The 17,421-nt window shown below is 61.8% G+C and carries 14 protein-coding genes; 3 read left to right on the top strand and 11 right to left on the bottom strand.

Going from position 1 to position 17,421, the window contains the following annotated elements:
- Positions 1-67: 67 nt before the first annotated feature.
- From BFP96_RS25100 to BFP96_RS25090, 3 genes are read right to left on the bottom strand one after another with little or no spacing between them, the layout of a single operon-like run.
- On the bottom strand, positions 68-916 hold the full coding sequence (locus BFP96_RS25100) for an alpha/beta hydrolase (RefSeq protein WP_065898216.1): 849 nt from the start codon (positions 914-916) through the stop codon (positions 68-70).
- Positions 913-2,307: an aspartate aminotransferase family protein gene (locus tag BFP96_RS25095; RefSeq protein ID WP_065885979.1), complete on the bottom strand. Its 1,395-nt coding sequence runs from the start codon at positions 2,305-2,307 to the stop codon at positions 913-915. The genes BFP96_RS25100 and BFP96_RS25095 overlap by 4 nt, the downstream gene beginning before the upstream one ends.
- Positions 2,300-3,004 (bottom strand): HAD-IB family phosphatase, encoded by a 705-nt coding sequence (locus BFP96_RS25090; RefSeq protein ID WP_065885978.1) that lies wholly within the window; start codon positions 3,002-3,004, stop codon positions 2,300-2,302. The genes BFP96_RS25095 and BFP96_RS25090 overlap by 8 nt, the downstream gene beginning before the upstream one ends.
- A 229-nt stretch (positions 3,005-3,233) precedes the next feature.
- Between BFP96_RS25090 and BFP96_RS25085 the strand changes: the two genes are divergently transcribed.
- A complete protein-coding gene (locus BFP96_RS25085) occupies positions 3,234-4,004 on the top strand; it encodes a MipA/OmpV family protein (RefSeq protein WP_065937224.1) in 771 nt (256 codons plus the stop codon).
- Between the two features lie 157 nt (positions 4,005-4,161).
- On the opposite strand, the gene BFP96_RS25080 is transcribed toward BFP96_RS25085, so the two are convergent.
- The 5 genes from BFP96_RS25080 to BFP96_RS25060 form a co-directional block, all read right to left on the bottom strand.
- Positions 4,162-4,566, bottom strand: coding sequence for an EamA family transporter (locus BFP96_RS25080; RefSeq protein WP_065885976.1), 405 nt, complete (start codon positions 4,564-4,566; stop codon positions 4,162-4,164).
- Positions 4,563-4,943 carry an EamA family transporter gene (locus tag BFP96_RS25075; RefSeq protein ID WP_065885975.1) on the bottom strand — a complete coding sequence of 127 codons (381 nt, stop codon included), beginning with the start codon at positions 4,941-4,943 and terminating at the stop codon, positions 4,563-4,565. Before BFP96_RS25075 ends, BFP96_RS25080 begins: the two co-directional genes overlap by 4 nt.
- Positions 4,940-5,860: an arginase family protein gene (locus tag BFP96_RS25070; RefSeq protein ID WP_065937223.1), complete on the bottom strand. Its 921-nt coding sequence runs from the start codon at positions 5,858-5,860 to the stop codon at positions 4,940-4,942. The genes BFP96_RS25075 and BFP96_RS25070 overlap by 4 nt, the downstream gene beginning before the upstream one ends.
- 656 nt (positions 5,861-6,516) lie before the next feature.
- Complete coding sequence (locus tag BFP96_RS25065) at positions 6,517-7,170, bottom strand: DsbA family oxidoreductase (protein ID WP_065937222.1); 654 nt, start codon at positions 7,168-7,170, stop codon at positions 6,517-6,519.
- 54 nt (positions 7,171-7,224) lie between these two features.
- Entirely contained in the window at positions 7,225-8,244 is a 1,020-nt protein-coding gene (locus tag BFP96_RS25060; protein ID WP_065937221.1) for an alpha/beta fold hydrolase, read from the bottom strand.
- Positions 8,245-8,430: 186 nt separating this feature from the next.
- Between BFP96_RS25060 and BFP96_RS25055 the strand changes: the two genes are divergently transcribed.
- Complete coding sequence (locus BFP96_RS25055; RefSeq protein ID WP_256549191.1) at positions 8,431-14,001, top strand: dermonecrotic toxin domain-containing protein; 5,571 nt, start codon at positions 8,431-8,433, stop codon at positions 13,999-14,001.
- A gap of 78 nt (positions 14,002-14,079) precedes the next feature.
- Positions 14,080-14,997, top strand: a complete 918-nt coding sequence (metR, locus tag BFP96_RS25050; protein ID WP_065886448.1) for a transcriptional regulator MetR — start codon at positions 14,080-14,082, stop codon at positions 14,995-14,997.
- A 143-nt stretch (positions 14,998-15,140) separates the two neighbouring features.
- Here metR and BFP96_RS25045 read toward each other — a convergent pair whose 3' ends face one another.
- From BFP96_RS25045 to BFP96_RS25035, 3 genes are read right to left on the bottom strand one after another with little or no spacing between them, the layout of a single operon-like run.
- Positions 15,141-15,647, bottom strand: a complete 507-nt coding sequence (locus BFP96_RS25045; protein ID WP_065937220.1) for a GNAT family N-acetyltransferase — start codon at positions 15,645-15,647, stop codon at positions 15,141-15,143.
- A complete protein-coding gene (locus BFP96_RS25040) occupies positions 15,644-16,057 on the bottom strand; it encodes an NUDIX hydrolase (RefSeq protein ID WP_065885970.1) in 414 nt (137 codons plus the stop codon). The genes BFP96_RS25045 and BFP96_RS25040 overlap by 4 nt, the downstream gene beginning before the upstream one ends.
- Positions 16,054-17,367: an HD domain-containing phosphohydrolase gene (locus BFP96_RS25035; RefSeq protein ID WP_065937219.1), complete on the bottom strand. Its 1,314-nt coding sequence runs from the start codon at positions 17,365-17,367 to the stop codon at positions 16,054-16,056. Before BFP96_RS25035 ends, BFP96_RS25040 begins: the two co-directional genes overlap by 4 nt.
- Positions 17,368-17,421: the final 54 nt, after the last annotated feature.

Below are 17,421 nucleotides of genomic sequence, written 5' to 3'. Positions count from 1 at the left end.
TCAGCCTGGCATTACGCGTTATCGTGAACGACCTTCGCGAGCAAGCTCGCTCCTACAGGTCAGCGAATCAGGCCACACGATTGAGATGCATCGAATGCCGCTCGACAAACTCGGCGCTCAACTCGATCACACGGCGGTATTGCAGGTCGACGGTAATCATGTGATAGCAGTTATCCAGCAGAATCTTGGTCACCGGGCCACCGAGGTGGCGCTCCACGTAATCGGCGTTCCAACGGCTGGTGATGTCGTCCTCGATGGAGTGCAACACCAGCGCCGGTGCCTTGATCGCCGGCATGCGCTTCTTGACCACGGCGTTGAGGCGATGCAACTCGCGCACGGTGACGCCTTCCATGGTCAACAACCCCGCCTCGCTGCTCTCGCCCTCCTTCATCTGCCGCTCGACGACGGCCCGCAGGCGTTCGTTCTTGATGCCATAGGGCGGCTTCTCCTCGAAGCTGCAGACGTGCACGCCGAACGGAATCTTCATCAGCAACGGCGTGAGAAAGGCCAGCTTGTTGATGCTCCAGCCGTCGTACTTCAACGTGGTGGAATACATCAGCAGCCCCGCGACCTGCCCCGGGTGCTCGGCCGCCACGTACATCGACATCACCGCGCCCATGGACAAGCCGCCGACGAACACCTGCGCGTGACGCCGCTTGACCTGTACGAAGGTCTTGCGCACCCCTTCGTACCAGTCGCGCCAGCCGGTGGCCTGCAGGTCGCTGTTATCGCCGCAGTGCCCGGCCAGGGTGGGCACGTACACCGTGCAATTGCCCGCCTTGACCAGCCCCCTGGCGACCTGGCGCAATTCCGTTGGAGTGCCGGTCAGGCCGTGAATCAACAGAATCCCGACCGGACCCTCACCGAGAACGAAGCCGGCACCGCCTTCACCGAGGTCGATCTCGCCGGTACTCACCGGTTGGTCGCTCGCACCAGCAGTTGCTCGAGCAGCTTCAGGCCCAGGTCGATTTCCGGGTAGCTGATTTCCAGGGACGGTGCCAGGGTGATCACGTTCTTGTAGTAACCGCCCACGTCGAGGATCAGGCCGAGTTTCTGGCCATCGACCACCATGTCGCCTTTCATGCCTTCCTCGACCATGTAGTCCAGGGTCGCCTTGTCCGGGGCGAAGCCATCCGGCCCGCAGATTTCGCAGCGCAGCGCCAGGCCCAGGCCGTCGACGTCACCGATGATCGGAAAACGTTTCTGCAAGTCCTGCAGGCCTTCGAGGAAGTATTTGCCCTTGGCCATGACCATTGCGCCGTAGTCGATTTCGCTGGTCATCTTGAACATTTCCAGGCCCACCGCCGTGCCCAACGGGTTGGAGGCGAAGGTGGAGTGGGTCGAGCCTGGCGGGAAGATCTTCGGGTTAATCAGCTCTTCTCGGGCCCAGATGCCGCCCAGCGGGTTGAGGCCGTTGGTCAGCGCCTTGCCGAACACGATCACGTCAGGCTGCACGTCGAAGTGCTCGATCGACCAGAGTTTGCCGGTGCGGTAGAAGCCCATCTGGATTTCATCCGAGACCATCAGGATGCCGTGCTGATCCAGGACGTGCTTGAGTTCGCGATAGAAGTTCATCGGCGGGATCACGTAGCCGCCGGTGCCCTGGATCGGCTCCACATAGAACGCCGCGTATTCGCACTGGTTGGTTTTCGGGTCCCAGACGCCGTTGTATTCGGTCTCGAACAAACGCGCGAATTGCTGCACGCACTGGCTGCCGTACTCTTCCTTGGTCATGCCTTTGGGGCCGCGGAAGTGATACGGGAACGGAATGAAGTTGGCGCGCTCGCCAAAGTGGCCGTAGCGACGACGGTAGCGGAAGCTCGACGTGATCGACGAGGCACCGAGCGTACGGCCGTGGTAGCCGCCTTCGAAGGCGAACATCAGGCTCTTGCCGTTGCTGGCGTTGCGCACCACCTTCAACGAGTCTTCAATCGACTGCGAACCGCCGACGTTGAAGTGCACGCGACCGTCGAGGCCGAATTTTTTCTTGGCGTCGACCGCGATCATTTCCGACAGCTCGATCTTGCCTTTGTGCAGGTACTGGCTGGCGATCTGCGGCAGCGTGTCGATCTGCTGTTTCAACGCATTGTTCAGGCGCGGGTTGGCATAACCGAAGTTGACGGCCGAGTACCACATCTGCAGGTCGAGGTAGGCCTGGTCTTCGGTGTCCCACACGTAGGAGCCTTCGCAGCGACTGAAAATACGCGGCGGCTCGATGTAGTGAACGGTGTCGCCGTAGGAACAGTACTTGGCTTCTTTATCCAGAAGGATCTGGTCTTCGGCGGTGGCGATGCGGATATCAGACATGATGGAAGAGGTCCTGAGTGTCGGAAGAGGTGTTGAAAGTCGCGGCGTTGGCGGCGATGCCTTGCGGCAGTTGCGCCAGCAGGGCAGGCACCTCGGCAAAGGTGTCAAAACGCGCATGAGGAATCTGGTGGGCGACGCAATACTCGGCGAGGCTGCCCTTGGCGAACACGAAGTCGGCGGTGGAGGCCACGCACATGTCGGATTTGCCGTCGCCGATCACCAGCACGCGCTTGTTGCCCGGCGTGGACTTGCACTTGCAGTTGCCGGAAGCGGCGCGGCAGGCATCGCTGGCGTACGGAAAGTCGATGCGCCAGCTGTTCTGGTCGATCTGGCGCAGCCGGTTGGCGAGGATCGGCAGCAAGGTCACGTAGTTGCGCGACAGAATGCGTGCGATGCCCTGCTCGATGCCGTCGCTGACCACTTCGATGGTCGCGCCCAGGCCCATGACGTGATCGACGAAATCCGGGAAGTCCGGGTCAATCTCGACGCTGTCGAAATACGCCAGCAGTTCACTGGGGGTGGCCTTGATCAGCGCCAGCTGGCGGCTCAGGCATTCGCGTGAACCGATATGTCCATCCAGCCATTGCTGTTCGATGGTTTCCCACTCGGGGCCGGCGAAGCGTTGGAGGACGTTGTCGATGACATCGGTGGGGGTGATGGTCCCGTCGAAGTCACACACGATATGCCATTGGATCATTGCGTCTACCTTTGGAAAGAGGCGCGCTGTATGCGCTTGCATAACCGGTAGAGCAGGGAGCGTGCCAACAGGCCAGGGCCCCGCGGGGCTGGGGTTTTCTCAGGGTTTGCAGAGGATGTGGGTTCGGCGAGCTACAATTTTTGTAGCTTGCTACAAACAAGATGAGTGCTTGCGCGCGAGGCGGCGTCTGCGCGTTCATGCGCGCATGAACTCATCAGGAAAGCGTGCCATGTCCACCTTCACGTCTGTCGTATGCGCAGGGTTTCTCGGGCTGTGTGGCCTCTCCAGTGCCGCCTGCGCGCAAGGCATCAGCGGCGACGTGGGCGCCGGCCTCAGCTACCAGCCCCATGACCCGACGGGCAGCCGCTACGAAACCCGCCCCGTGCCCTACCTGGACCTGGACTGGGGCGACGTCAGCCTGGGCACCGATGACGGCTTGACCTGGAGCGCGTTGAACGCCCATGGCATCACCGCAGGCCCGTATATCAATTACCTGTCGGGGCGTACGTCCAACGGCGCGCTGCAAGGTCTGCGCAATGTGTCGGACATGGCTGAGGTCGGCGGGTTCGTCCAATACGCCCCGGCCGATTTCTGGCGGGTCTACGCGCAGGTGGGCCAGGCCGTGGGCGGTGGGCATACGCAAAGTGGCGCGCTCGGCAAAGTCGGCGGCGAACTGGGCTATCCACTGGGTGGCGGGATGATCGGCAGCACCGGGCTGGTCGCGCATATTGCCGATGCACGCCAGGCCAATACCTTCTTCGGCGTGGACAACCACGAAGCCGCCGCCACGGGCTTTCGGCCCTACACCGCCAGCGGTGGCGTGCAGAACGTGACGCTGAGCCAGAGCTTCGCGTTCCCGGTGGCGACGCACTGGTCATTGCTGACCAGCGCCAGTTGGGTCCATCTGGTCGGTTCGGCAGCCAAGAGCAGCATCGTCAGGCAGGCCGGCAGCGTCAACCAGCGCCAGGTGCAGACGGCGATCAGCTACAGCTTCAATTAAAAGCCACCACCGATCTACCTGATGTATAGAGATCAACATGTGGGAGGGGGCTTGCCCCCGATGAGGGAGTGTCAGTGAGTGCATCTGCGACTGACCCACCGCCATCGGGGGCAAGCCCCCTCCCACATGTTGAACCGAGCTGGACACACCAGACCGGTCAGTTCTCTTCTCCCTCCGCCAACAGCGCAATCCCCGCCACAATCACCGCCACACCCACCCAGTGCAAAACGCTGATGTGCTCCCCCAGCCCCAGCCAGGACCCCAGCAGCACCGCCACAAACACCAGCGAACTCAGCGGAAAGGCCAAAGACAAACTGCTGCGCCGCAGGATCAGCATCCACACAAAAAAAGCGCCGAGATAACTGGCAATCGCCGCCAGAATCCCGGGGTTGCGCGCCACCTGTGTCAGCCACTGCCAGTTGAAATCCATCTGGCCCAATTGATCACCGGCCACCTTGGTAAACAGTTGCCCGGCACTTTCAGTGGCGATCAACAGCGCCCACAGCACCAACGTGCCAAGACGCCCATGCAGCCAGCCCGTATCGAGGGTTTGCGTACTCATGCCTGGCCTCCCGCAATCGCCACCAACATCACACCGAAAGTAATCACCAGCGTGCCCAGCCAACGCCGTCGGCTGACGGTTTCCTTGAGCACGACCCTGCCCGCCAGCACCACCAGGCAATAGGCCAACGCCGCCAGCGGAAACAGCAGGCTCAACGGCGCACGGGACAAAGCTTCGAGCCAGACGAAAAACTCGATCACATAAGCCCCGACGCCGGCCCAGAGCAGCGGCGCATTGAACACCTGGCCCCAGAACGCGCGCAGGCGAAAACCGCCCTCAAGTTGCGGTAAACGGTCCACGCCCAGCTTGAAACACAACTGGCCAATCACATCGAGAACAATCGAAAACGCCAGCAACAGCACCACGGTCAGGGTCACGGGAACAGCTCCTCAAACAGGTCGATCAAGGCTTCATTGGTCGCCGCATTGCGCTGCAAATCCTGCGCGCTCCACCGCTCGGGCGGTGGCTGGTCGGACTTGGCCTCCCAGCGCTTGAAGGCGTTGCTGAAGGCCGGCGGCGCAAACTCGCCGCACACGTCGATGCCAAGGATGCGTTTATCCGCCGCCAACGCCCGCAGGGCCTGGAGCAAGTGGCTCAGGCGCATGCCACCCTGGTCCCAATTGGTGGCGGCGTCTTCGCTGGCCAGTACGTCTTTGTCGATGGTGATCCAGATCGCGTCGGTGGGCAGGCTGGCGATCATCTCCTTGAGGAAGGCCGCCCAATCCAGTTCCGCCAGGTTGCGCCAGTGCAGGTGGTTTTCCTGCTGTTGGTGCCCGGCGCCATCGCCGATCCGGCCCCACACCTGCGACGGCGGGTGCTGCCAGGGAAACAGCTGCAATTGCCCGCGCTTGAGGGCGCCAAGGTTACCGCCGCGCAGTTGCGGGTTATGCAGGTCGTCACTGCAAGGCCCCAGGGTGACGATGCGTTTGATCGCCGGCATTTTCAGCGCGCGGTTGACCCACGAACCACAGTGACGCTTGGGCGCAAAGCGCACCCAGTCGGGGTGGTTGTCGAAGTGGATAAGGCTGACGGGCTCCTTCAGGTCGGCCAGGAACGCCGGCGTGAGGTGGTGGTAGTCGCCGGAGCCGACGAACAGGATTTCCGGGCGTGCATTGCTGGGCCGTGGCCGTTGGGCCAGGCGCTCTACAAAGCGCTTCCAGGTTTTTTCCGTGGACCATAGGCGCAGTTTCGGGCCCAGGTCCAGCAGGTCGAGGCGCGTCGCCCGGCCGCTGGCCAACCGCCGGGCAATCGGCGCCTGACCGGTGAGGCTGTGGTCGAGGTCAAGAATGTTCAAGGTAATGTTTCACCCCTAATGGCAGCGCCCAGCCGCAGACCGGGTGGGCTTTAGGGGGTCAATGCAAGGGGCGGGCCAGCTAAATATTCAAACCTGCACAGATCACAATGTGTGAGGGGGCTTGCTCCCGTGACGGCCGCATTAGCCAACGCGTGTCTACCTGACGCTCCGAGGTCCAAATGTGGGAGGGGCGGTGCGACGATTCGACTTGCCCCCGATGGCGGCCTCGGGGCCGACCAGGATGCTGGATTGGACCGGGTACATATCCGTTTCTGCGGTCACGGCTTCTTTGGGTTCCGCCCTTACGGCGGCTCACTTTTGAAAAGCGCAAAAGTAAGCAAAACGCTCTTGCCCCACCACTCGGCACCTCGCTTAGGCTCGGTGTGCCCGAACGCAGGCTTGAATCCGTGGGCCGCCGCAATGGGCCATCCATGGCCCAGTGCGGCTAACCCGGCGTCCTGCCGGGTTACCCACGGATTCAAGCCTGCGTTCGGCCAGCGTGGTTTAACGGGGCGCCTGAGATCAAGATCAAAAGCAGATCAAGATCAAGGGCGACTCGCTGCGCATCGTGGTTACGGTTGGGCGCTACAGCGTTGTGTGGAGACCTATGCTCATCGGGGGCAAGCCCCCTCCCACATTTTGATCGGTGTCTGGCTCTAGTTTTTGGACTCAGTGATGATCTGACGAATGGCGCCAACAAAGGCTTCGGCCGGCTGACCACCGCTGACCGCGTACTGGTCGTTGAACACGATGGTCGGCACCGAGGTCACGCCGCGGGTCAACCACAATTTCTCCTGCTCACGCACCTCGGCGGCATATTCGTCAGAGGCGAGAATTTCAGCGGTGCGCTGGGGGTCCAGGCCAAGGCTTTGGGCGATGATCGCCAGGGTTTTGTGGTCGGAAGGGTCCTGGCCGTCGGTGAAGTAGGCCTTGAACAGCGCTTCCTTGAGGTTGTACTGCAAACCTTCCAGCCCGGCCCAATGCAACAGGCGGTGCGCGTCGAAGGTGTTGTAGATGCGGCTTTGGCCGTCGGTACGAAAGGCAAAGCCCAGCTCGGCGCCCATGTCGCGGATGCGCGCGCGGTTGGCCTGGGACTCTTCGGCGCTGGAGCCGTATTTCTCGCTGATGTGCTCGACGATGTTCTGCCCTTCAGGGGGCATCTTCGGGTTCAGCTCGAACGGCTGGAAATGAATCTCGGCCTGCACCTCGGCGCCAAGCTGATCAAGTGCCTCGGTCAGGCCGCGCAGGCCGATGATGCACCAGGGGCAGGATACGTCGCTGATGAAATCGATTTTCAGGGGAGTACTCATGATGGACAACCTCGCTGGCATTAATGCGGCGCAAAGCGACACGATACACCACCTCTACAGCAGCTTCGAACGCGCCCCCACGTCAACCCGCGCCCAGTGCGCCGCATCGTCGCGATGGGCCTGCAGGTAAGGCAGCACCGCCGCCAGCAACGGCGCCTTGAATGCTTCCTGAAAACGATGGGCCAGGCCCGGAATCAATTTCAGCTGGCTGCCCTGGATATGCGCGGCCAGATGAACGCCGTGCATCACCGGCAACAGCGGGTCGGCGGTGCCGTGCACTACCAGGGTCGGCACGCGCAATTGGTTGAGCAACGGCACGCGGCTCGGTTCGGCGAGGATCGCCATGATCTGGCGCTTCACGCCTTCGGGGTTGAACGCGCGGTCATAGGCCAACGCCGCCTGATGCAGCAAGGCCTGGCGGTCATCCTTCACCGTCGGGCTGCCCAGCGCAGCAAGCAGATCGGCTTGCTGCTCCAGGGCGACTTCGCGATTGGGCGCGCTGCGCCGCGACAACAACTGCACCAGCGCCGCATTCGGAGCGGGCAGGCCCTCGGCGCCGGAGCTGGTCATGATCAGCGTCAGGCTCTCCACCCGTTGCGGCGCCATCGCCGCCAGGTGCTGGGCGATCATGCCGCCCATGCTTGCACCCAGTACGTGGAATTGCCGAATCTGCAACGCATCCATCAAGCCCAGGGCGTCGTCGGCCATGTCGGTCAGCGTGTAGGGTGCCGACACCGGCAGGCCGAGCTTGTAGCGCAGCACTTCGAAGGTCAGGTTGGCACTGGCCGGGGTCTGGCGCCAGGTTGACAGGCCCACATCGCGATTGTCATAGCGGATCACCCGGAAACCCTGCTCGCACAGGGCGACCACCACTTCATCCGGCCAATGGATCAACTGCCCACCCAGGCCCATCACCAACAGCAAGGCAGGGTCGGACGCACGCCCGATACTCTGGTAGGCGATGCTCACCTGAGCCAGGTCGACCGTTTGGGTCGGGACATTGACATCACATCGAGAAGCCGCAAAAGACGGCAGGCCGAACAACAGAGCGGCCAGTAAAAGCAACACGCGCATGAAAAACACCGAAACGCAGAACCCCAGTAGAGCGCGAGTCTGATGAACTTTGTTCAAGCGCGCTGCCACAGTTCGATGACAGTTTGATGAAGAGTGCCCGGCGGTCATGTCGATAGCTATATGCAGCCGACCGGTCGGCGCGTCGACCTCTAATAGGGCTTTGGCCTTCTAGAGCGAATCAGTCCCATGCTTGCTTCCATTGTCCTGCCTGCAGCGACGCACCCATTATTGCAACCGACCATCGACGCGCCTCTGTTCTCGGACGCCACGCAACGCCTGCAAGATTGCCGGTCCGAGCTGCTCACCCTGATGGCCGGTATTCCAACGCTGCGTAGCACGATCAACCTGATGCTCCACGAGCAGCTTCAACTGGACGGTGAACGCGTGACCCTGGTGTTCCCCGCCACCGAGCAACGGGGGCGTAGCCGGATAGCCCTGACCGATGCTTGCCTCTACATGCAACAACACCCGGCATTGGACACCACGCACATGCCGCAGGCCAGCGTGGTCAACCTGCCGCCGGCCCATGCACTGGCGCAGTACACGGTCGCCATGCTGCTCGACGAACTGAAAGTCCTCGATCTGGAGCAAAGCCTGGATGACCAGTGGCTGCGCTACTGGCGTACGCAGCGCGCGCCTCATTCGCCGGTCACTTGCTACAAGCGGGTCATAGAGCTGTACCGAATTCACATCGAAGCCAGCGCCGAGCGCGCGCTCGCCGAGGGGCAGGTCCACACCGAAGTCCTGGACCCCGTGTTCTCGCTGCTCTATCCAGGGCCGGCCACGGCGCAGGCGCCAACACGCTACACCGAGCACGTTTTTCTCAAACCCCACGGCGCCCACGCCATCGCCCTGTCCGGCGCCTGGGTATTGAGCCTGGATACAGAACCGCCGGTCAGCCAATTGCTGTACCTGCCGACACAGGTGCCGGCATGGCAGGCATTCAGCAGCCGTGGGGCCATGGAGCGCTCGGTGCTCGACCGCCAGCAAGCGCTGTTCGGCACCACCGAGGTCGATCCTTTGGCAAGGGTCGAATACAAGGTCAACAGCAACCCGCTGGAAATGGGCATCACCCTGTGGTTGAAGCAGTTGACCGAGGAGCAGTACCAGGACGCTATCCGCCCGCTCGCGAACGTGCCGCTGCACGACGCATTCCTGGCCCTTCAACACGTCGACGGGCTTGATGCCCAGCGTAAAACCCGATCGTTGTTTGCCGCGATGCCCGCACCGCCGGAATCGGCTGACGACACCGTGATCACTGCACACCTCCCTCAATTCGGCCTGCTGCACAACGGTGTCGATAGCCACCAGCGCAAGGCTTTAATGCAACACCACCGTCATGCGCTGGAAAACCTGCTGGGCAGCGACACGCCAACGAGTGAGCGCTGGCAGTCATTCAAGCAACAATTGGACGCCCTCAGGGTGCAACAGCACGCCGCTGAAACGGCGGCGCGCGCCATGCTCAATCGAGCACCGCTGGATCTCGACGCACTCAACAGGCACTACACAGCGCTGTACCAGGCTCGCGTGCAAGGTTTGCGGATCGAGGCGCACATCCAGCGCACCCTGGCGCAGATCAGTGAAGACGAACTGCACCTGATCGAAAGCGCTTTGGCCTCCCCCGCGCCTGACGTCGTCGCGCTGACACTGTCGGTTACTCGAACCGGCCATTCAACGCCAACCCGTACCGAACTCAGTGGGCCACTGGTATGGCTCCCACCCCGGACGGCATCGACGCCAGGGCCCCATGACGGCGTACATATCATTTATTGGCCTGGCAGCGACGGCGGTTTGCAGCGCTTCGATTCGCGCCAGGCCCTTGAAGAAAGCGTATTCGGCATACAACCCCAGGATAAGCAACTGGCCCTGCAGTTCACCACGCTCACCCGGAACCCGTTCGACCATAGCCTCAGCAGCCAACAGCTTGCCTTTGAAGACCAGGCCGCGCGTATACGTCAGGCATGGCCAGGCGATGAACACGCCTCACAACGTGCCGCAGCGCTTGAAAAGCTGCGTGCGCAAACGCTGCCGGGCCTGTTGATACCCGATAACTCGGCGCGCGAGGCAGCGTACTTGTTGCTCATCGAGCAGCACAATGCGCGACTGCTGGCCGAACAACTACCGTCATGGCTGGGCGCCCAAGCCGTGGAAAAACGCGAGGCCCTCAAAACGCTCCTGCGCGCCTACGTACCGGCGTTGAAACGTGCGCAAGCGTTGCTGCAGCGCTCCCTGCCGCCACGCGAGGTGTTCGTGAGGCGCAAGATCGACGCGCGTATACGCAAGGATTTCGCCATCCAAAAAGGCTTTACGCTCCAACTGGAGATGCCAGACTCGGTGGAGCAGCGACGCGACACCATCGCCGGCTCCGCGCCGGGTACTCCGGTCAAAGTCATTGACGTGCCCAGTGCCAGTCGCAGCAAGGTATCCCTGGACGATCTGGCGCTACGCAACCTCGATGCCGATCTGAGCCTGCGCCTGGGGTTCGTGAGCGTCGAAGTGACCGCCGACGCCGCCGAGGAACGTGACACCCTCAAGGCAGGCGTCACAAAACGCTATCTGGCGAATCTGGTCACCGACCTTGACCTGGCCAGGCAGTACGAAGTCCGTATCCTTGAAGCCTTCAAGGGTGCCCCCGGGGAATCCATCCATCAAAAGCGCTACCGCCGCGAATGCCTGGTGGAGCCGTGGCGCCTGATGCTCAACATACAAGGCCTGTTGGCGCGCATGCAGAACCACATCAGCGCCGACGCACTGCAACTGCTCCAGACCGCCATCGATGCCGACACCCAGGCCGCCTGGAACGCAGGCGGCAAACGCATCCGCCTGCTACCGGCCCACCTCAGTGCCGGCGGCGCGGATACGCGCCAGCAAAGCCAGATCACGCTGTCGGGCATCACCTTCATCGAAGAACAAAACTCGGGCAACACCCTGCTTTACCTGCCCGACGCACCTGACGAACGCTACCTGCGCAGTTATGCCAGCCTCGAGCAGGCGCGCATTGCCCTGTTCGAACTGTGCCGGCTCGACACCATGGTGCAATACGTGGCGGGACGTGCGGTCCAGGGCGATGTGCAGGCACACGTCCAGCGCATCGACCACGCCACCGTCAAAGGCTACGACGCGATGATTCAGGCAGGTTTTCCCTGGCCAACCACCACAACGCTGGCCACCCACCAGTTGGACGCCCACATGGGCCGTCTGCTGGAGGCCCATCGAAAGGAGGCGCGCTCTAACGACGACCTGGCCCACGAGAAATACGCGCTCCAGAGCGGCAAGGTATTGAACGGCATCAAAATCGCCCTGTCGTTCATCCCCTTTATCGGCACGGCAGTGTCCCTGGCTGACGCCACCACCAGCCTGTATCAAGCCGTCGCTGCATTCAGGCGCGGTGACACCGCGCATGGCATCGATCAATTGGCTTCGGTATTCGAATGCCTGGTGTATGCGGCCATGGATGCGCTGGCGATTGCCGCTGCACCCAACGCGCGTGGCAGCGCGGCGCGGCAACTGAATGCCGCCCACCAACTTAAACAGGGCGTCGGCCTCAGCGTCTGGCGAGCCTTGAAGTCACGCCAGGGCGCGACTGCCCGACAACGCTTTGCCGGCTATGAACACCCCGGCATCCTTGAGGCCGGCAGCCTGCAACCGGTCCAGACCGGGCCCTATCGCCACACCCTGCGCCATACCTCAGGCGAGCATTACATCCTCAGTGAAGGTCGCCCTTTCAAGGTCCGGTTCGACGCCACCACCCACGAAATGCGATTGGTTGCCCAGGGCAAGTATTACTCTCCGGCCATTGCCCTGGATCAGGCCCTGCAATGGGATACCTATGGGGCCCTGCATGGCGGCCACCTCACCGGTTATGGCGGCGGCAGCCGGCGTACACGACGTGGCGCGTCGCGGGCACAGGCGAACGTCCCGGCGGCTGTCGCCCGGCAACTGCCTGCAGCGGCACTTGAGGTCAACATGCAGCGCCTTGATCTGGGCCAGTCACTGCAAAACCAGGCGCGTGACTTTTATGGCCAGGTCACCACGACCACCCACCACCTCAAGAAATTCACCAGCGACTATCCGGACCAGTCCGCCATAGCCCCGCAAAAACTGGTGGACAGTAAAAACCTGGACATCGCGCTGACCAGGGACATTGATAACGGCAAGAAAATGCACGCGTCGTTCGAAACGGCCAAGCAACAGCACGTGCATATTCGCGACCTCGACTATGCCGAGGAACTGAACAGAACAGCGCACATCGTAGCGGACCGCTTGAACCATCTGATCCAAAACGCGAAAGACCGGGCCAGCGTTCTTATTGACCGGACAATCGAGATCACCGGCCAACTGAACGATTCATCTCATGCCCCAGGCGTACGTCAAGCACTGACCCGTGAAATCAGACAGTGTCGCCTGGACTCGCTGGACGAGTTGGACACGATAGAGCGCTCGATGAAAGACATGGGCCAGTGGGTCAAACACATCACCGTCAGACACACACGCACGGAGATCTCCTCCTACTTGAATGCCTGGAAACACCGGTTTACCGACTTGCGCCTGGCCAGCATGAGAAGCAGTAATCTCATGCAGGCGCTCACCCTGCGCACGGACACGATGACCATTGACTGGCTGTTCCAGGAGGTCGCCGTGCATCAATCCAGGAGCAGGTTCGACCGTGCGTTGACCACGCACATGACCCTCAACGAGGCCAATATCAGCCGGGTAGAACGCAACCGGGTATTGCATAACTGCATGAACGTCTACGAAGAACTGTCCCGTGACCTGAGCGCCTGGAACGCAAGCTCGCCGAAGCATTTTGACAAAAGCTTTCTCACGCGCCTGCAAGACGACCTTGAACGCCTGATTCGAAAAGCTCAACGTGCAATCAAGAAACCCGCCTCCGAGCCAAAGCCGACCGCCACGCACGCCATCTTCGAAACCGAAGACGGGCAATTATTGATCGGCACCGAAAAACCGGCGGGGCAACAGTCCCCCAGGCAGTTCATCATCAGCGACGCAGACGGCGCGCCCGTTGAAATCTGGGACAAGATAGGCGATGGCAACACCTATCGCTTAAACACGCTCCAGAGCCGCCCGGTAACCGCCCCGCTGCCGCTGCCGACCGACATCAACGGCGTCGTCGCAAATGCCCAGGCGCGCTTGAGGGCAGCGGACACCTTCGAAAACCATGTCCGAAGCTACAAGACCATGGAGCCGGTCAACCTCGAGCACAGGCTGGTCACCGAAGCCAAAGAGCTCAGGTCCCGCGCCGACAACGTGCAACGCCTGGCCGCCGAGCACCCGATTATCGAACAACTGCGTACCCGCGCCAGCGCACTTGAGCAGGCCGGGGAAGGCCTGAGGGTCCAGCGCAGCCTGGAAAGCAGAACCCCAACCGAAGGCTATCTGGATTACCTGATCAGCAAGGGCCGAGTCGTGATTCGAAAGAAAGGCCCCCGCCAGAAGCTCAGGGATAAACGCCCGGATGGGCAAGACGACTATCTGCAGGAGTATGAGGTGTACGACACCGGCAAACAGGGGCCGGCCGACAAACCGATCTGGTACGCGCATTTTCACTATGACGCGCAGCATTCACCTTTCGACGGTTTCTCCAAGGCACATTTGAAGCGCCACGATCAACAGTACCTGGGCATGAAATGGCAAGCCGCCAGGACGGGTGCCGGAGCGACCTTTGCGGACACGGCCATCTGGCGCGGCAATATTGACAAGCCCTTTGCACGCGCGCACTTCCAACCACTGGGGTGAACCGAATGGCGCGAGGGCCAACATGAATACGGCTCAATGTCTTATCATTGCGCATAAATTTAATTCATGGAGACCACCGTGCTCGAAATCCGCCACCTCAAGACCCTGCACGCCTTGCGCGAAGCCGACAGCCTGGTGGAGGCCGCCGAGCGCCTGCACCTGACCCAGTCCGCGCTGTCCCACCAATTCAAGGAGCTGGAAGAGCGCCTGGGCATGCAGTTGTTCGCGCGCAAGACCAAGCCCGTGCGCTTCACCAGCGCCGGCCTGCGCCTGCTGCAACTGGCGGACGCGACCCTGCCCTTGCTGCGCGGCGCCGAACGCGACATCGCGCGGCTGGCTGGCGGTACGGCTGGACGCCTGCACATGGCCATCGAATGCCACAGCTGCTTCCAGTGGTTGATGCCGACCATCGACCAGTTCCGCGATGCCTGGCCGGAGGTCGAGCTGGACCTCGCCTCCGGCTTTGCCTTCGCGCCATTGCCGGCACTGGCGCGTGGCGACCTGGACCTGGTAGTGACTTCCGACCCGCTGGAACTGCCGGGTATCTCCTATGTGCCGCTGTTCACCTACGAAGCCATGCTCGCCGTGGCCAACCAGCACGCGCTGGCAAACAAGGCGTACATCGTGCCCGAAGACCTGCTGACGGAAACCCTGATCACCTACCCGGTGGAACGTGACCGCCTGGACATCTTCACGCGCTTCCTGGAACCGGCCGACGTCGAGCCCGCCCAGGTGCGCACCTCGGAGCTGACGGTGATGATGATGCAATTGGTGGCCAGCGGCCGTGGCGTGTGCGGCATGCCGCACTGGGCGCTGCATGAATACAGCTCGCGCGGGTATGTGAAGGCCAAGCGGCTGGGCGAGAAAGGTTTGTTCGCCACGCTGTATGCGGGGATTCGGGAGGACATGCTGGATGCGCCGTACATGCGCGACTTTTTGCTGACGGCCAAGGACACGTCGTTTTCCACCCTGGATGGGGTCAGTGCAGTGCGCTGAGCGCCGCCGGCAAACAGGTGGGGCTTGCCCTGATGTTGTAGGAGCGAGCTTGCTCGCGAAAAACTCACAGGCACCGCGTTCATTCAGGAAGCACGCGTTATCGTTGAGGTTTTTCGCGAGCAAGCTCGCTCCTACAGTGGGTATCAGTGATCGGTCAATTCGCGCCACAGGTGGATCTTGTCGAAATACTCATCCCCCACCCGCACCGCCAGCGGCTCCAGGCCGTACTGGATGAAACCGCAGCGCTGGTAGAGCGCAAGCGCTGCCTCGTTGCCGGCAGTCACCGTCAGCTGGATCAACTTCAGGCGCGGATGCCGGCGCGCTTCCACCAGCGCCGCCTCTACCAGTTGCCGGCCCAGGCCTCTTTGCTGGTAAGCCTGGGTCACGTACATGCCGAACAGGGTCACTTTGTGCCGCGCCTTTTCCCGAGGCTCGAATGCCAACCCGACAATACCCGCCAGTTGATCGCCCTCGAAGGCGCCTAGCAGTCGATCCAGCGGGCTGTCGAGGCGCTTTTCCCACCAGCTCAACGGCATCGCTGCGCGCTCGGCAACGCTGGAGGTGAACGCCTGGGGATAAGTGTCGTAAGCCTCAAGCATCAACGCGCGATAGGCTTGCGCATCGTCGGCGTCCAGCGAGCGAATCATCACGCGCCAGCCAGCGAGTCGCGATAGAACGGCAGGATCAAATCGCGCGTCAGAGGCGCCAGGTGCAGACCACCGTCGCCTGCTGGATCGATCCAGCGTATTTCTTCAATTTCCGCGGCCGGAGTGACCGCCACGTCGATGTGCAACTGGAACAGCTCGGCCTGCACGGTGAAACCCGGCTCGTTGGCGGCGGGCGCCGAGAACTGGCCGAGGTACAGCGCTTGTGCCGGGTCGATGTGCAGGTTCAGTTCTTCATGCAGCTCACGAGCAAGCGCCTCCACGGCCTGCTCGCCAGGGTCGATCTTGCCGCCCGGTTGCATGAAGGCCAACGTCCCGCGCTTGCGCACCAGCAACGTTTGGCCCTCTTTATCGATCAGGACGGCGGCGGCGATGCGAATGGTTGAGTGGCTCATGTAGGAAGGGTTATCTCGTCAGGTTGCTTGATAAATACGCTGTATTTTGCCCCCTCCATCGCCTCGAATGCGATCAGTTTGTCCACCAGCGGCAGGTTCAGCACCTTGCCGGCGTTGAGCAATAACATGCCATTGTCGGCATTGAGGTTGCGCGCCAGCACCATACCGTCCTCCAGTTCGCGCGTGGTGAGGACTTTGACTGTGGGATCACCCAGTGTCACATCGCTGAGAAAGGTGGCGCAGGCCTGGACAAAATCCTCGACCAATTGCGGGTCATACAGGCGCCTGGCGTACCTGCGGATATACAGCAGCGCTTCGTCGCTGTTCAGGTGCCGCTCCAGGATCAGGCCCTTTTGCAGCTCGATGAAGTCCACGGCCAACTTCAACAGCCGCGAACCCGGCGGGATCGCGTCGCCCTTGAGGTGGTCGGGAAACCCCGAGCCGTCCCAACGCTCCTGGTGATGCCGAATGATGCGCGCCGCGTCCTTCATCGGCTCCAGGGTCATCAGCAACGACTCGCTCTGGGTCGGGTATTCGCGATACAGCTCACGGTCGGTGCTGTGCAGCCTGTCCGACGGCGCAACCATCATGCTGTCGTTCCAGCTCAACTTGCCGATGTTGTACAGCGCGGCGGCCATGGTCAGGTCGCGCGTGTCGGCTTCATCGATGGATTGGGTGGTGCAGTACACGCGGACCAATTCGATCAACGCGCGGTTGGTCTGCTTGTCCTTGGGCAAGCGCAGGTTGGCCAGCAGGGAAAACACTTCGGTACCGGTCACGTAGCTGCGCTTGAGCTCGTCGTAGGCCAGGTCGAGCATGTCGGCGGTCTGTTGCAACTCGGCGGTGCGCGCCGTCACGCGTTTTTCCAGCGTGGCGTTGAGCGCCTTGAGCTGGTCGTTCTGCGCATGGGTGAGACGCTCGAGCCGCTGGTGTTCGAGGGTTTGCTGCAGGATCAACTGCAACTCTTCGTCATTCCAGGGCTTGCTGATGTAGCGGTGAATCTGGCCGTCGTTGATCGCCTTGACGATGGTGCTCAAGTCGGCATAACCGGTGAGCAGAATGCGGCGGGTGCCCGGGTACAGACGGTGGACCTCGGCCAACAGTGTGGCCCCGTCCATACCGGGCATGCGCGCATCGCTCATCACCAGGTCGATGGGCCGGGTCGCCATGATCTCCAGCGCCTGGGCACCGCCGGTGGCCAGCACGACGTCATAGGGCTGGCTGCGCAACAGGCGGCGCAGGCTGTTGAGGATCGACTCTTCATCGTCAACCAGCAAAACGGCAGGCTTGGTAGCGAGTGGTTCATCCATGGCGACTCTGCCTTCAAATTAAATCAAATTAAGCTCGATGGAACCGGTGTGCCG

The organism is Pseudomonas sp. 34 E 7 (genome assembly GCF_900005715.1).
GTDB lineage: Bacteria > Pseudomonadota > Gammaproteobacteria > Pseudomonadales > Pseudomonadaceae > Aquipseudomonas > Aquipseudomonas orientalis_A.
The sequence above is the reverse complement of the archived record's forward strand: the minus strand, read 5'-3'. Positions and strand labels throughout refer to the sequence as shown.

Excerpts from the sequence above, each read along its gene's own strand:
- BFP96_RS25095 (WP_065885979.1), bottom strand. The coding sequence starts at position 2,307 with ATGTCTGATATCCGCATCGCCACCGCCGAAGACCAGATCCTTCTGGAT.
- BFP96_RS25090 (WP_065885978.1), bottom strand. The coding sequence starts at position 3,004 with ATGATCCAATGGCATATCGTGTGTGACTTCGACGGGACCATCACCCCC.
- BFP96_RS25055 (WP_256549191.1), top strand. The coding sequence starts at position 8,431 with ATGCTTGCTTCCATTGTCCTGCCTGCAGCGACGCACCCATTATTGCAA.
- BFP96_RS25060 (WP_065937221.1), bottom strand. The coding sequence starts at position 8,244 with ATGCGCGTGTTGCTTTTACTGGCCGCTCTGTTGTTCGGCCTGCCGTCT.
- BFP96_RS25035 (WP_065937219.1), bottom strand. The coding sequence starts at position 17,367 with ATGGATGAACCACTCGCTACCAAGCCTGCCGTTTTGCTGGTTGACGAT.
- BFP96_RS25085 (WP_065937224.1), top strand. The coding sequence starts at position 3,234 with ATGTCCACCTTCACGTCTGTCGTATGCGCAGGGTTTCTCGGGCTGTGT.
- BFP96_RS25040 (WP_065885970.1), bottom strand. The coding sequence starts at position 16,057 with ATGAGCCACTCAACCATTCGCATCGCCGCCGCCGTCCTGATCGATAAA.
- BFP96_RS25080 (WP_065885976.1), bottom strand. The coding sequence starts at position 4,566 with ATGAGTACGCAAACCCTCGATACGGGCTGGCTGCATGGGCGTCTTGGC.
- BFP96_RS25065 (WP_065937222.1), bottom strand. The coding sequence starts at position 7,170 with ATGAGTACTCCCCTGAAAATCGATTTCATCAGCGACGTATCCTGCCCC.